Here is a 13,542-nt window from a genome sequence, read left to right on the forward strand (position 1 = left end):
GGGCGGTTCCCGTACCGGGGCCGGATGCGGCAGTATCGGCGAATGGAACGCCTGCTGAAACCGCGCGACGTCAGGGACCTCCCCAAGGCCCACCTGCACCTGCACTTCACCGGCTCGATGCGCCCGGCCACCCTGCTGGAACTGGCCGACCGGCACGGCGTCCGGCTGCCGGAGGCGCTCAGCTCCGGCGAGCCGCCCCGGCTGCGGGCGACCGACGAGCGCGGCTGGTTCCGCTTCCAGCGCCTCTACGACACCGCCCGCTCCGTCCTGCGGGACGAGCAGGACATCCGCCGCCTCGTCCTGGAGACCGCCGAGGACGAGGCCCGGGACGGCTCGCGCTGGCTGGAGATCCAGGTCGACCCGACCTCCTACGCGCCCCGGCTGGGCGGCCTGATCCCCGCCCTGGAGCTGATCCTGGACGCCGTGGCACAGGCCTCCGCCGCCACCGGGGTGGGCATCCGGGTGCTGGTCGCGGCCAACCGGATGAAGTCCCCGATGGACGCCCGGACCCTGGCCCGGCTCGCCGTCCGGTACGCCGACCGGGGGGTGGTCGGGTTCGGCCTCTCCAACGACGAGCGGCGCGGCCTCGCCCGGGACTTCGACCGGGCCTTCGACATCGCCCGCAACGGCGGGCTGCTGGCCGCCCCCCACGGCGGCGAACTGGCCGGCCCGGAGTCCGTCCGGGACTGCCTGGACGACCTCGGCGCCGGCCGGATCGGCCACGGCGTGCGGGCCGCCGAGGACCCGCGGCTGATGCAGCGGCTGGCGGACCGGCAGGTCACCTGCGAGGTCTGCCCGTCCTCCAACGTCTCGCTCGGGGTCTACGAGCACGCCGAGGACGTGCCGCTGCGCCGGCTGTTCGACGCGGGCGTGCCGCTGGCGCTGGGCGCCGACGACCCGCTGCTGTTCGGCTCCCGGCTGGCCGCCCAGTACGACCTGGCGCGCGACGTGCTCGGCTTCAACGACGCCGAACTCGCCGAGCTGGCGCGCCAGTCGGTGCGCGGCTCGCGCGCCCCGGAGGGCACCCGGAAGGAGCTGCTGGCGGACATCGACGCCTGGCTGGTGAACGGCTCCGCGAGCGGCGCCGAGGGGGCGCCGGACAGCCCGGGTGCGCTCTAGAGCGCCACGCCGACCATGACCGGCTCGTTGACCAGCTCGACGCCGAATGCCGCCCGGACACCGTCGCGGATCTCCCGGGCCAGCTCCAGCAGGTCCTCGGCGGTGGCCGCGCCGCGGTTGGTCAGGGCCAGGGTGTGCTTGGTCGACAGGGTGGCCGGGCCGCTGCCGTAGCCCTTGCCGAAGCCGGCCTTGTCGATCAGCCAGGCGGCCGAGGTCTTGGTGCAGCCGTCCGGCGCCGGGTAGGCGGGGGCGGTGAGCTCGCGCTCGGCGGCCAGCGCCAGGAAGGCGTCGTACTGCTCGGCGCTCAGCACCGGGTTGGTGAAGAAGGAGCCGGCCGACCAGGTGTCGTGGTCCGCCGGGTCGAGCACCATGCCCTTGCCCGCGCGCAGCCGCAGCACGGCGTCGTGGGCCTCGCGCAGCGCGACCGGCTCGCCCTGCTCGACCCCCAGGTGCCGGGCGGTCTCGGCGTAGCGGACCGGGGTGGAGAGCCCGCCGTTGTCCTCCAGCGCGAAGCGGACCCGCAGCACCACGTAGCGGTCCGGGTCGGCCTTGAAGCGGCTGTGCCGGTAGGAGAACTCGCACGCGGCCCGGGAGAGCGTGACGACCTCGCCGGCCCGGCGGTCGTAGGCGACCACCTCGGTGACGGACTGCGCCACCTCCTGGCCGTACGCGCCGACGTTCTGGACGGGCGTGGCGCCGGCCGAACCGGGGATGCCGGCGAGGAACTCGATGCCGGCCAGGCCGTGCTCCACCGTCCTGGTCACCGCCTCGGACCAGACCTCGCCGGCGGCCAGCTCCAGGCCGGTGCCGTCGAGCAGGAAGCCGGAGGTGGCGATCCGCAGCACCGTGCCGGGGAAGCCGGTGTCGCCGATCACCAGGTTGGAGCCGCCGCCGAGGACCAGCAGCGGCTCACCTGCGGCGTCGGCCGCGCGGACGGCGGCGATCACGTCCTCGTCGGTGGTCGCGGTCACCAGGCGGCGGGCCGGACCGCCGAGCCGGAGGGTGGTCAGCGGGGCGAGGGGGGCGTCGAGTTCTACCAGCACGCCCCCCAGCGTACGGGGGTCCCGTACGCCGCCCGCCGCTCAGCCCAGCCGGACGACGGCCCGGGACATCCCCAGGACCTTCAGGCCGCCGTACGTCGCCACCAGGTCGACCTGCACCTTGCGGTCGTCCAGCAGCTTGGCCACCTTGCCGGTGACCTCGATCACGGAACCGACGCCGTCGTTGGGCACCGGCACCGGACGGGTGAACCGGACGAAGTACTCGACCACCGCGGCCGGGTCACCGACCCAGTCGGTGATGACCCGGACGGCCTCGGCCATGGTGAACATGCCGTGCGCGATGACGTCCGGCAGGCCCACCTCCAGAGCGAACTTCTCGTTCCAGTGGATCGGGTTGAAGTCGCCGGAGGCGCCCGCGTACTGCACCAGGGTGGCGCGCGTCACCGGGAAGGACTGCGCGGGCAGCTCGGTGCCGACCGCGACCTCGTCGAAACTGATCGCCATCGGACTACTCCCCCGCCTCGTCGGCGGCCCGGGCCACCAGGGTCATGACCGACGTCACCACGTGCTCGCCGGTCGCGTCCGTCACCTCGCCGCGCACCGTGAGCACGTCGTTGCCGGCCAGCGACTTGATGTTGTCGATGCTCACCACGACCGAGAGCCGGTCGCCGGCCAGCACCGGGCGGGTGTAGACGAACTTCTGGTCGCCGTGCACCACCCGGCTGTAGTCCAGGCCCAGCTCCGGGTCCTGGACGACCTGGGCGGCGGCCCGGAAGGTGAGCACGAAGGGGAAGGTCGGCGGGGCGACCACGTCCGGGTGGCCCAGCGCCTTGGCCGCCTCCGGGTCGGTGTACGCCGGATTGGCGTCACCGACGGCGAGCGCGAACTCGCGGATCTTCTCCCGGCCGACCTCGTACGGGTCGGTGGGCGGGTACGTCCGCCCGATGAAGGAGGGGTCGAGTGCCACGGGCAACTCCTCGAATGTCCGGTGGGTAGCAAAAAAGGCTCCGGGCCGCACCCCTGAGGAGTGCGGCCCGGAGCCATAAGACCTGACTTCACGCAGGCCCGGCGCCCTGATTCAGGGTCAGCGGGTCTCGCGGTGAGCAGTGTGCGAGTTGCAGCGGGGGCAGTGCTTCTTCATCTCAAGACGGTCCGGGTCGTTACGCCGGTTCTTCTTGGTGATGTAGTTCCGCTCCTTGCACTCCACGCAGGCCAGCGTGATCTTCGGGCGGACATCGGTGGCAGCCACGGGAGTGCCTTCCTTGGACATTGAATAAGAACACAACAAGAGTAGCCGACCGGGAGTTCGATCTCCCGACCGACTACGCGGGGTAGCGGTGACCGGACTTGAACCGGTGACACAGCGATTATGAGCCGCTTGCTCTACCAACTGAGCTACACCGCCACAGTGATCCGGACCACGGCCGAAGCCGAGGACCTTCTCACCAGAGCCCCCATGCGGAATCGAACCGCAGACCTTCTCCTTACCATGGAGACGCTCTACCGACTGAGCTATAGGGGCGAACGAGGAAGAGATTACACGTTCCGCGCCCAGAGGTGAAATCCGTATCCCGACGCGAAGTCCGCAGGTCGGCGGCGCGCACGGGTGAGCGATCGAAGGCCGGGCGTTCGACCGGCCCCCGACGGCGCGGCCCGACCCGATACGACTATTGCCCGCCTCCCGGCCGCCCGCACCCGCGCGCCATAGGCTCGTCGCTCATTGATCGGGACGGGCCGGGGTACGCAACGGGCCAGCGCGAGAAGGAGCCGGGCCATGGACAGTGCAGCCGCCGACGGTCCGCACTCCGGGCCCGGCCCGGCGGCCAACCCGCTGGGGCACGGCCCCGTCCTGCTGCTCACCGACGCCCGGCTCTCCGACGGGCGCGTGGTGGACGTGCGGATCAGCGGCGACCGGATCCAGGCCGTCGGCACCGCCGGCGGCCTCGGCCCACTGCCCGCCCTGCCCGGCGCCCCCACCTCCACCACCGGCGCGCGGATCGACCTGAAGGGCTACCTGCTGCTGCCGGCCCCGGCCGAGCCGCACGCCCACTACGACGCGGCCTTCTCCGCCGCGCTGCCCACCCCGCCGCCGGAGACCGCCACCGACCTCACCCGGCGGGTCACCGAGGCCGCGCTCACCTCGCTCGGCTACGGCGCCACCGCGCAGCGCACCCACGTCCGGATCGGCGACGTGCACGGTCTGCGCCGGCTGGAGGCGGTGCTCACCGCCCGGCAGGCGCTGCGCGGCCTGGCCGAGCTCCAGGCCGTCGCGATGCCCCGGCTGCTCACCGGCCTGGCCGGGGCGGAGGGCCGGGCGCAGCTGCGCGAGGCGCTCAAGCTGGGCGCCACGGCGGCCGGCGGCTGCCCCGAGCTGGACCCTGACCCGGCCGGCTACGTCCAGGTGCTGCTGGACGCCGCCCGGGAGGCGGACTGCCCGGTCGACCTGCACACCACGGCCGCCGATCCGGCCCAGCTGGCCCGGCTGGCGGCCGCACTCGGGCCGCTGCGCCCGCGGGTGGTACTCGGCCCCTGCGGGGCGCTGGCGCCGGGCGGCGCGACGGTGCTGGCCGGCAGCGGCGTGCGGGTCGTCTGCCTGCCGCAGAACGGCTGCTGCACCGGCCTCGAAGGCCGCTCCCGCGGACAACGGCCAGGCCTGCTGCGCGAGTTGATGGAGGCCCGGGTGCCACTTGCGGCGGGCGGCGGAGCGCTGCGCGACCCGGCCAACCCGGTGGGCCGGGCGGATCCGCTGGAGGCCGCGTACCTGCTGGCGGCGAGCGGGGTGCTGGCCCCGGAGGCGGCGTACGACGCGGTGTCCAACCAGGCCCGGGCGGCGCTCGGGCTGCCGCCCGTCCGGGTGGACGCCGGCTTCCCGGCGGAGCTGCTGGCGGTGCGCGGGGACAGCCTCCCGGGGGCGCTCGCGGGCGGGCACAGCCGGCTGGTGGTGCACAGCGGACGGGTGGTCAGCAGGACGAGCGCCGTGCGGGAGTTCGCCGACACGGTGGCGCTGGCGCTGCCCCGGCAGTCGGGGGGCGTGGACGGGGGCTGAGCGCCCGGCCGGCCGGTCGCGCGGTGCGGCGGCCCCGGGCCGGCCGGGCCGTCAGGGCCGTCAGGGGTGCCCCGGCTGCGCCGACCGGGTGATCGGGGCGCGCGGTGCCGGCCGCACGCCCCGGCCTGCCGGCCACCGGCCCGGCGGTACGGGCCCGGGGCCGGGGGTGCCCGCGCTCAGGGCTCGTACCGGTAGCCCAGGCCGGGTTCGGTGATCAGGTGACGCGGGCGGCCCGGGTCCCGCTCCAGCTTGCGGCGCAGGCCGGCCAGGTAGACCCGCAGGTAGTTGCCGCGGTCCTCCTGCGCCGGGCCCCAGACCTCGCGCAGGATCTGCCGGCCCGGCACCAGCCGGCCGGGGTGGGCCAGCAGCAGGCTGAGGATCCGCCACTCGGTCGGGGTGAGCCGGACCGGGCCGGCCGGGCCGGTCACGGTGGTGGCGGCGAGGTCCACGGCGTGGTCGCCGATCACCGGCCCGGGCGCGGCGGGGCCGGCGCCGCCCGGCGGTCGGCGCAGCACCGCGCGCAGCCGGGCGAGCAGCTCCTCCATCAGGAACGGCTTGGTCAGGTAGTCGTCGGCGCCGGCGTCCAGCGCGTCCACCTTGTCGGCCGTGTCGGAGCGGCCGGAGAGCACGATGATCGGCACCGCGCTGCGGCTGCGCAGGCCCCGGATGACGTCCATGCCGTCCAGGTCCGGCAGGCCGAGGTCGAGCAGGACGGCGTCGGGCGCGGTCCGCGCGGCGCGGTCCAGCGCCTCGACGCCGCCGGCGGCCGTCCGGACGGCGTACCGGCGGGCGCTGAGGTTGATCCGCAGGGTGCGCAGCAGCGCCGGTTCGTCGTCGACGATCAGGATTTCACTCATGCGGGCGCCTCTTCCGGACGGTCGTCGTGAAGGGTCTGCGCGGCGGGCAGGGTGAGCAGCATCGTGGTGCCGCCGCCGGGGGTGTCCTCGACGTCCAGGCTGCCGCCCATGGCCTCGGCGAGGCCTCGGGAGAGCGCGAGGCCGAGGCCGACGCCGGTGGTGTTGTCGGTGTCGCCGAGGCGCTGGAAGGGCAGGAAGACGCGGTCGCGGTCCTCGGGGGCGATGCCCGGTCCGCGGTCGACGATCCGGACCTCCACCCGGCCGCGGTGGTGGCTGGCGGCGACCAGGACGGGGGTGCCGGGGGCGTTGTACCGCAGCGCGTTGGTGATGACGTTGGCCAGGACGCGTTCCAGCAGCGGCGGGTCGGCCAGAACGGCCGGGACGCCCTCGTCGACGTCGTACGTCAGGTCGAGCGGCCGGACGGGCGCGTACGGGTCGGGGAGGGTGTCCAGCGCCCGGGGCAGGATCTCGTCCAGGTGGGTCTCGGTGAGGTGCAGGGTGAGCGCACCGGCCTGGAGGCGGCTCATGTCGAGCAGGTTGTCCACCAGCCGGGTGAGCCTGACCAGGGACTCGTCGGCGGTGGCGAGCAGTTCGGCCCGGTCCTCGGCGGAGAACTCGACGTCGGAGCTGCGCAGCGAGCCGACCGAGGCGAGCGCGGCGGCCAGCGGGGTGCGCAGGTCGTGGCTGACGGCGGCGAGCAGGGCGGTGCGCATCCGGTCGGCGGCCTTGATCGGCTCCACCTCGGCGGCCACCACGGCGAGCCGGTCGCGCTCCAGCGCGGCGGCCACGTGCGCGGCGAAGGCGGTGAGGACGCGTTGGTCGGCGGCGGGCAGCCGGCGGCCGGTGAGGACGAGGACGGCGTCGGCGCCGACCGGGATCTCGGTGGTCTCGCCCGGTCGTGCGGGCCCGGCTCCGGTCACCGCCCCCGACTGCGCGGGCGCGGAGTGCGCGGGCCCGGCCGGCTCGGCCCCGCAGACGGCCAGCACCCCGCCGCCGGTGCGCTCCAGCAGGGCGACGGAGTCCATCCCGAAGGCCGTCCGGGACTTCTCCAGCAGCGCGGGCAGCGCGTCGGCGCCGCGCAGCACGCTGCCGGCCAGGGTGGACAGCGTCTCGGCCTCGGCGGTGGCCCGGGCGGCCCGGGTGGTGAGCCGGCCCGCGTGGTCGACCACGGTGGAGACGGCCAGCGCGACGGCGGCGAAGACCACCAGGGCGACGATGTTGTTGGTCTCGCCGATGGTCAGGGTGTGGACGGGCGGGATGAAGAAGTAGTTCAGCAGTACCGAGGCCACCAGCGCGGCCAGCAGGGCGGAGGTGGCGCCGCCGAGCAGGGCGACGATCACCACGCCGAGCTGGAAGATCAGCGCGTCGGTGGTGAGGTTGACGCTCTCGTGGGCCTGCGAGAGCAGCACGGTGAGCAGCCAGGGCAGGATCAGCCCGGCCAGGTAGCCGGCGACGGTGCGGCGCCTGGAGTGGCGGCGGCCGAGCGAGGGCAGCCGGCCGCGGCCGGTGAACTCGTGGGTGACCATGTGGACGTCGATGTCCTCGGAGGCGTCCACGGTGGTCTCGCCGATGCCGGGGCCGGTGAGGAAGCGGGTGATCCGGCCGCGCCGGCTGGTGCCGAGCACCAGCTGGGTGGCGTCGTGGGCGCGGGCGAAGGCGAGCAGCGCGGTGGGGATGTCGTCGCCGACCACCATGTGGTAGCTGCCGCCGAGGGTCTCGACCAGCTGCCGCTGCTGGGCGAGCGCACCCGACGACGCCCCCGCGAGACCGTCGCTGCGGGTCACGTGGACGGCGAGGAGGTCCCCGCCGGCGGTGCGGTCGCAGATCCGGGCGGCGCGGCGGATCAGCGTCTCGCCCTCGGGACCGCCGGTGAGGGCGACCACGACGCGTTCGCGGGTCTCCCAGACGCGGTCGATGTTGTGGCTGGCCCGGTAGTCGCGCAGGCCCTCGTCGACCCGCCCGGCCACCCAGAGCAGGGCGAGTTCGCGCAGTGCGGTCAGGTTGCCGACCCGGAAGTAGTTGGAGAGCGCGGCGTCCACCTTCTCCGCCCTGTAGACGTTGCCGTGGGCCATCCGGCGCCGCAGCGCCTGGGGGGCCATGTCGACGAGCTCGATCTGGTCGGCCCGGCGGACCACCTCGTCCGGGACGGTCTCGCGCTGCGGGATGCCGGTGATCTTCTGGACGACGTCGTTCAGCGATTCGAGGTGCTGGACGTTGACGGTGGTGATGACGTCGATCCCGGCGTCCAGCAGTTCGTCGACGTCCTGCCAGCGCTTGGCGTGCCGGCCGCCGGGGATGTTGGTGTGCGCCAGCTCGTCGACCAGGACGACGGCCGGGCGGCGGGTCAGCACCGCGTCGAGGTCCATCTCGTCGAACTCGGCGTCCCGGTAGGCCCGTCGGGCCCGCGGCAGGGTCTCCAGACCGGCCAGCATGGACTCGGTGTGGCGGCGCCCGTGGCACTCGATGAAGCCGACCACGACGTCCGCGCCGCGCTCCTGTCTGCGCCGCGCCTCGTCCAGCATCCGGTAGGTCTTGCCGACACCGGGGGCGGAACCGAGGTACACCCTCAGCCGGCCGCGGCGGGGGCCGGTGCCGGGGGCGAGGTCGCGGGCCATGGGCGCTGCTCTTTCGTCTTCGTCCGAGTGGCGGGGCGTACGTCGGCCGACCCGGGCGCGGGGTGGTGCCCCGGCCCGGGTCGGCCCGTCTCACAGGTCCGGCCGGGAGGCCGTCACTCGTGCGGCCCTCACTTCTGCTGGGCCAGCGCGGTGTTGAGCAGGACGACGTTGACGCCGTCCTGGCCGAGGAAGCCGAGCGAGCGGCCCTCGGTGTACTTCCCGATCAGCGTGTTCACCGCCTGGACCGGCAGGTTGCGGGTCTTGGCGACCCGGTCGGCCTGCTCCTTGGCGTAGGCCACGGAGATGTGCGGGTCGAGGCCGGAGCCGGAGGCGGTGACGGCGTCCGCCGGCACGCTCGCCGGGTCGACGCCGTCGAACGCGGCGACGGCCTTGCGGCGGTCCTCGACCGTCGTGGTGAGGTCCTCGCTGTTGGGGCCCAGGTTGGAGGCGCCGGAGACCTTCGGGTCGTAGCCGTTGGCCGAGGGCCGGGGCTGGAACCACTGCGGGTCCGGCTTGGCCTCCTCGTTCTGGTCGTCGGGGTTCTGCTTGGGCAGGTTGTAGTTCTGGCCCAGCAGGCTGGAGCCGGACTCCTTGCCGTCGACCGTCACGATCGACCCGTTGGCCTTGTCGCTGAAGGCGACCTGGCCGATGCCGGTGACCAGCAGCGGGTAGGCGAGGCCGAGGATCACCGTCATCACCAGCAGCATCCGCAGTGCGGTGAAGTGCGTGCGCACGGTGGTGGGCAGGGGCTTGGACATCTGGGTTCTCCTCTCTCAGCTCAGGCCGGGGATGAACTGGACGACGAGGTCGATCAGCTTGATCCCGATGAAGGGGACGACCAGCCCGCCGAAGCCGTAGACCCCGATGTTCCGGCGCAGCAGTGAACTGGCGTCGGAGGGGCGGTACTTGACGCCGCGCAGGGCGAGCGGGATGAGGCCGACGATGACGAGGGCGTTGAAGACGATCGCCGAGGTGATCGCGGACTGGGGGCTGTGCAGGCCCATGATGTTGAGCTTGTCCAGGCCCGGGTAGACGGCGGCGAACATCGCCGGGATGATCGCGAAGTACTTCGCGACGTCGTTGGCGATCGAGAAGGTGGTGAGGGCGCCGCGGGTGATCAGGAGCTGCTTGCCGATCTCGACGATCTCGATCAGCTTGGTGGGGTTGGAGTCGAGGTCGACCATGTTGCCGGCCTCCTTGGCCGCCATGGTCCCGGTGTTCATCGCGACGCCGACGTCGGCCTGGGCGAGGGCGGGGGCGTCGTTGGTGCCGTCGCCGGTCATCGCGACGAGCTTGCCACCCTCCTGCTCCTTCTTGATCAGGGCCATCTTGTCCTCGGGGGTGGCCTCGGCGAGGAAGTCGTCCACGCCCGCCTCCTCCGCGATCGCCCTGGCGGTCAGCGGGTTGTCGCCGGTGATCATGATGGTCTTGATGCCCATCCGGCGCAGCTCGTCGAACCGTTCCCGCATGCCCTCCTTGACGACGTCCTTGAGGTGGATGACACCGAGGGCCTTCGGGGCCGCACTGCCGGTCCTGGAGGCGACGAGCAGGGGGGTGCCGCCGGCGGCGGAGATGCCGTCGACCAGGTCGGCGACGTCCCTGCCGACCGTGCCGCCGTTCTCGGTGACCCAGTTGGTGACCGAACCGGCCGCGCCCTTGCGCACCGAGTGGACGCCGTCGGCCTCGTCGAGGTCGACGCCGGACATCCGGGTCTGGGCGGTGAACGGCACCCAGGTGGCGTGCGTCAACTCGCCCTGGGCGCGGGCCCGCAGGCCGTACTCGGTCTTGGCGAGGACGACGATCGAGCGGCCCTCCGGGGTCTCGTCCGCGAGGGAGGAGAGCTGCGCGGCATCCGCGAGGTCACCGATGCTCACACCCTTGGCCGGCTGGAACTCGGCGGCCTGGCGGTTGCCGAGGGTGATGGTGCCGGTCTTGTCGAGCAGCAGGGTGTTGACGTCGCCCGCGGCCTCGACGGCGCGGCCGGACATCGCCAGCACGTTGCGCTGGACGAGGCGGTCCATGCCGGCGATGCCGATCGCGGAGAGCAGCGCGCCGATGGTGGTCGGGATGAGCGCCACGATCAGGGCGACCAGCACGATCATCGACTGCGGGGCGCCCGCGAACGTCGCCATCGGCTGGAGCGTGACGACCGCGATCAGGAAGACGATGGTCAGTGAGGCCAGCAGGATGTTGAGCGCGATCTCGTTCGGCGTCTTCTGCCGGGCCGCGCCCTCGACCAGGGCGATCATCCGGTCGATGAACGACTTTCCGGGCTCCGAGGCGATCTTCACCACGATCCGGTCGGAGAGCACCTTCGTCCCGCCGGTGACCGCGCTGCGGTCGCCACCGGACTCGCGGATGACGGGGGCCGACTCGCCCGTGATCGCCGACTCGTCGACGGAGGCGACGCCCTCGACGACGTCCCCGTCGCCCGGGATGATCTGCCCGGCCTCGACCACCACGTGGTCGCCGAGCCGCAGTGCCGTCCCCGGCACCTCCTCCTCGGCCCGGCCCTTCGGCCAGTCGAGCAGCCGGCGGGCCATCGTGTCGGTCTTGGTCTTGCGCAGGGTGTCCGCCTGCGCCTTGCCGCGGCCCTCGGCCACGGCCTCGGCCAGGTTGGCGAAGACCGTGGTCAGCCAGAGCCAGACCGTGATCGACCAGGCGAACACCGACGGGTCGGCTATCGCGGCGACGGTGGTGACCACCGAGCCGACCTCGACCACGAACATCACCGGGTTCTTCACCATCACCCGGGGGTCGAGCTTCTTCACCGCGTCGGGGAGGGAGGCGACGAGCAGCTTCGGGTCCAGCAGGCCGCCGGATACTCTGTGCGGCGCCGCCGCGGCGGGCGCCTCCGGCTGCGGGGCCGGCTTGTCGGTCAGGGTGGACGACATCAGGAGAGACCTTCCGCGATCGGCCCGAGGGCCAGGGCCGGGAAGTAGGTGAGGCCGACGACGATCAGGACGACGCCCGACAGCAGGCCCACGAACAGCGGCTTGTGGGTGGGCAGGGTGCCCGGGGTGGCGGGGACGGGCTGCTGCTGCGCGAGCGAGCCGGCCAGCGCCAGGACGAAGACCATCGGCAGGAACCGGCCGAACACCATCGCCAGACCCAGCGCCGTGTCGTACCAGTCGGTGTTCACGGTGATGCCGGCGAAGGCCGAGCCGTTGTTGTTCGAGGCGGAGGTGAACGCGTACAGCACCTCGGAGAAGCCGTGCGCACCGGAGTTGAGCATCCCGGCCCGCTCACCGGGCAGCGCCATCGCCAAACCCGTGCCGATCAGCACGATCGTCGGCGTGGTCAGGATGTAGAGGGAGGCGAACTTCATCTCCCGGCCGCCCAGCTTCTTGCCCAGGTACTCCGGGGTCCGGCCGACCATCAGACCGGCCACGAAGACCGCCACGATCGCCAGCACCAGCATCCCGTACAGGCCGGAGCCGACCCCGCCGGGCGCGATCTCGCCCAGCATCATGTTGAACATCGTGATCCCGCCGCCGAACGGCGAGTACGAGTCGTGGAAGGAGTTCACCGCACCCGTCGACGTCAGCGTCGTCGACGCCGCGAACAGACCCGAAGCGGCCACGCCGAAGCGCTGCTCCTTGCCCTCCATCGCCGCGCCCGCCGCCTGCATCGCGGCACCGGAGTGCTGTGCCTCGAAGAAGGTGATCAGCGCGACCGAGGCCGCCCAGAACAGGCCCATCACCGCGACGATCGCGTAGCCCTGCCGGTGGTCACCGACCATCTTGCCGAAGGCGCGCGGCAGCGCGAACGGGATCAGCAGAATGAGGAAGATCTCCAGGAAGTTGCTGAGCCCGGTCGGGTTCTCGAACGGGTGCGCCGAGTTGGCGTTGAAGAAGCCGCCGCCGTTGGTGCCCAGCTCCTTGATGACCTCCTGCGAGGCCACCGGCCCGCCCGGAATCGCCTGCGGGTCGCCCGCCAGGGTGGCCACCTCGTGGAAGCCGTGGAAGTTCTGCACCACGCCGGTGGCGATCAGCGCAAGCGCGAAGACGACCGAGACCGGCAGCAGCAGGCGCAGGGTCACCCGCGTCAGGTCGACCCAGAAGTTGCCCAGCCGGTCCGTGCGGTTGCGGGTGAAACCGCGGACGAACGCGGCCACGACGGCGATGCCCACCGCGGCGGAGACGAAGTTCTGCACCGCCAGGCCGGCCATCTGCACCAGGTGGCCCATCGCGGACTCACCGCTGTAGGACTGCCAGTTGGTGTTGGCGACGAACGAGATCGCGGTGTTCCACGCCTGGTGGCCCGCCATCTGCGGCACCCCCAGGCTCAGCAGCAGGTGGCCCTGCAGCCGGATCAGGCCGTACAGGAAGAGCACGGAGACGGCCGAGAAGGCCAGCACCGACCGCAGGTACACCGGCCAGCGCTGGTCGGCGTCGCCGTCCACGCCGATCACCTTGTAGAGGCCGCGCTCGACTCTCAGGTGCTTCTTGGAGGTCAGGAGGTGGGCGATGTAGTCGCCCAGGGGGCGGTAGCACAGGGCCAGCGCGCCGACGAGCGCGAGGACCTGCAACCAGCCCGCGAGAGTCGAACCCATGTCAGAACTTCTCCGGGTAGATCAGCGCCACGACGAGATACCCGACGAGGGCGACGGCCACGAGCAGACCAGCGATGTTCTCCGCGCTCACAGCTTCTCCACCCCCCGCGCGATCAGGGCAATGACGGCGAACACGGCGACCGTGACACCGACGTAGATGAGATCGGACATGGGCTCCACCACAGTGGTTCGGGGGTGGCCGCGGCCTGCCCCTGCGGGCCCGGCTGCGGCGCCGGCGGCAGGCCGGCAAGGCCAGCCAACCGCGCTCACGGGGCGTTACCGCCGTTCTTGACGCCCTCCATACGGCGCCCGTTCGATTGTTGACGAGGTCCATACGGGCGTCCGGCGG

The 13,542-nt window shown here is 72.8% G+C and carries 12 protein-coding genes and 2 tRNA genes; 2 read left to right on the plus strand and 12 right to left on the minus strand.

What is annotated here, in order from left to right; all coding sequences use genetic code 11:
- The first annotated feature begins 42 nt into the window (after positions 1–42).
- Positions 43–1,119, plus strand: coding sequence for an adenosine deaminase (locus OH807_RS17475; RefSeq protein WP_406199619.1), 1,077 nt, complete (start codon positions 43–45; stop codon positions 1,117–1,119).
- Here the strand turns inward: OH807_RS17475 and OH807_RS17480 are convergent.
- From OH807_RS17480 to OH807_RS17505, 6 genes are all read right to left on the minus strand, one after another.
- Complete coding sequence (locus OH807_RS17480) at positions 1,116–2,159, minus strand: UDP-N-acetylmuramate dehydrogenase (protein ID WP_406211045.1); 1,044 nt, start codon at positions 2,157–2,159, stop codon at positions 1,116–1,118. The genes OH807_RS17475 and OH807_RS17480 overlap by 4 nt on opposite strands.
- Before the next feature lie 42 nt (positions 2,160–2,201).
- Complete coding sequence (locus OH807_RS17485; protein ID WP_406199621.1) at positions 2,202–2,624, minus strand: MaoC family dehydratase; 423 nt, start codon at positions 2,622–2,624, stop codon at positions 2,202–2,204.
- Positions 2,625–2,628: 4 nt separating this feature from the next.
- The gene (locus tag OH807_RS17490; RefSeq protein WP_406199623.1) at positions 2,629–3,087 is read right to left on the minus strand and encodes a MaoC family dehydratase N-terminal domain-containing protein; all 459 of its coding nucleotides are present in this window, start codon (positions 3,085–3,087) and stop codon (positions 2,629–2,631) included.
- 117 nt (positions 3,088–3,204) lie between these two features.
- Positions 3,205–3,369, minus strand: a complete 165-nt coding sequence (rpmG, locus tag OH807_RS17495; protein WP_006604855.1) for a 50S ribosomal protein L33 — start codon at positions 3,367–3,369, stop codon at positions 3,205–3,207.
- 83 nt (positions 3,370–3,452) lie between these two features.
- A tRNA-Met gene (locus OH807_RS17500) sits at positions 3,453–3,525 on the minus strand.
- Positions 3,526–3,569: 44 nt separating this feature from the next.
- Positions 3,570–3,642: transfer RNA gene (locus tag OH807_RS17505), tRNA-Thr, on the minus strand.
- 252 nt (positions 3,643–3,894) lie between these two features.
- On the opposite strand from OH807_RS17505, the gene OH807_RS17510 reads away from it, so the two are divergent.
- Positions 3,895–5,166, plus strand: coding sequence for a hydrolase (locus tag OH807_RS17510; RefSeq protein WP_406199625.1), 1,272 nt, complete (start codon positions 3,895–3,897; stop codon positions 5,164–5,166).
- Between the two features lie 176 nt (positions 5,167–5,342).
- On the opposite strand, the gene OH807_RS17515 is transcribed toward OH807_RS17510, so the two are convergent.
- The 6 genes from OH807_RS17515 to kdpF form a co-directional block, all read right to left on the minus strand.
- A complete protein-coding gene (locus OH807_RS17515) occupies positions 5,343–6,023 on the minus strand; it encodes a response regulator (RefSeq protein ID WP_406199627.1) in 681 nt (226 codons plus the stop codon).
- On the minus strand, positions 6,020–8,638 hold the full coding sequence (locus tag OH807_RS17520; protein WP_406199630.1) for an ATP-binding protein: 2,619 nt from the start codon (positions 8,636–8,638) through the stop codon (positions 6,020–6,022). Before OH807_RS17520 ends, OH807_RS17515 begins: the two co-directional genes overlap by 4 nt.
- 128 nt (positions 8,639–8,766) lie before the next feature.
- Complete coding sequence (gene kdpC / locus OH807_RS17525; RefSeq protein WP_406199632.1) at positions 8,767–9,396, minus strand: potassium-transporting ATPase subunit KdpC; 630 nt, start codon at positions 9,394–9,396, stop codon at positions 8,767–8,769.
- Between the two features lie 15 nt (positions 9,397–9,411).
- The gene (kdpB, locus tag OH807_RS17530) at positions 9,412–11,532 is read right to left on the minus strand and encodes a potassium-transporting ATPase subunit KdpB (RefSeq protein ID WP_406199634.1); all 2,121 of its coding nucleotides are present in this window, start codon (positions 11,530–11,532) and stop codon (positions 9,412–9,414) included.
- Positions 11,532–13,193 (minus strand): potassium-transporting ATPase subunit KdpA, encoded by a 1,662-nt coding sequence (gene kdpA, locus OH807_RS17535; RefSeq protein ID WP_406199636.1) that lies wholly within the window; start codon positions 13,191–13,193, stop codon positions 11,532–11,534. The genes kdpB and kdpA overlap by 1 nt, the downstream gene beginning before the upstream one ends.
- A gap of 1 nt (position 13,194) precedes the next feature.
- The gene (kdpF, locus tag OH807_RS17540) at positions 13,195–13,284 is read right to left on the minus strand and encodes a K(+)-transporting ATPase subunit F (protein WP_344467856.1); all 90 of its coding nucleotides are present in this window, start codon (positions 13,282–13,284) and stop codon (positions 13,195–13,197) included.
- Positions 13,285–13,542: the final 258 nt, after the last annotated feature.

It is taken from the genome of Kitasatospora sp. NBC_01560, from assembly GCF_045208415.1.
Classification (GTDB): domain Bacteria; phylum Actinomycetota; class Actinomycetes; order Streptomycetales; family Streptomycetaceae; genus Kitasatospora.

What these genes read in the sequence shown, in the direction of transcription:
- kdpB (WP_406199634.1), bottom strand. Translation starts at nt 11,532, where the DNA reads ATGTCGTCCACCCTGACCGACAAGCCGGCCCCGCAGCCGGAGGCGCCC.
- kdpC (WP_406199632.1), bottom strand. Translation starts at nt 9,396, where the DNA reads ATGTCCAAGCCCCTGCCCACCACCGTGCGCACGCACTTCACCGCACTG.
- kdpA (WP_406199636.1), bottom strand. Translation starts at nt 13,193, where the DNA reads ATGGGTTCGACTCTCGCGGGCTGGTTGCAGGTCCTCGCGCTCGTCGGC.
- OH807_RS17475 (WP_406199619.1), top strand. Translation starts at nt 43, where the DNA reads ATGGAACGCCTGCTGAAACCGCGCGACGTCAGGGACCTCCCCAAGGCC.
- OH807_RS17485 (WP_406199621.1), bottom strand. Translation starts at nt 2,624, where the DNA reads ATGGCGATCAGTTTCGACGAGGTCGCGGTCGGCACCGAGCTGCCCGCG.
- OH807_RS17515 (WP_406199627.1), bottom strand. Translation starts at nt 6,023, where the DNA reads ATGAGTGAAATCCTGATCGTCGACGACGAACCGGCGCTGCTGCGCACC.
- OH807_RS17520 (WP_406199630.1), bottom strand. Translation starts at nt 8,638, where the DNA reads ATGGCCCGCGACCTCGCCCCCGGCACCGGCCCCCGCCGCGGCCGGCTG.
- OH807_RS17510 (WP_406199625.1), top strand. Translation starts at nt 3,895, where the DNA reads ATGGACAGTGCAGCCGCCGACGGTCCGCACTCCGGGCCCGGCCCGGCG.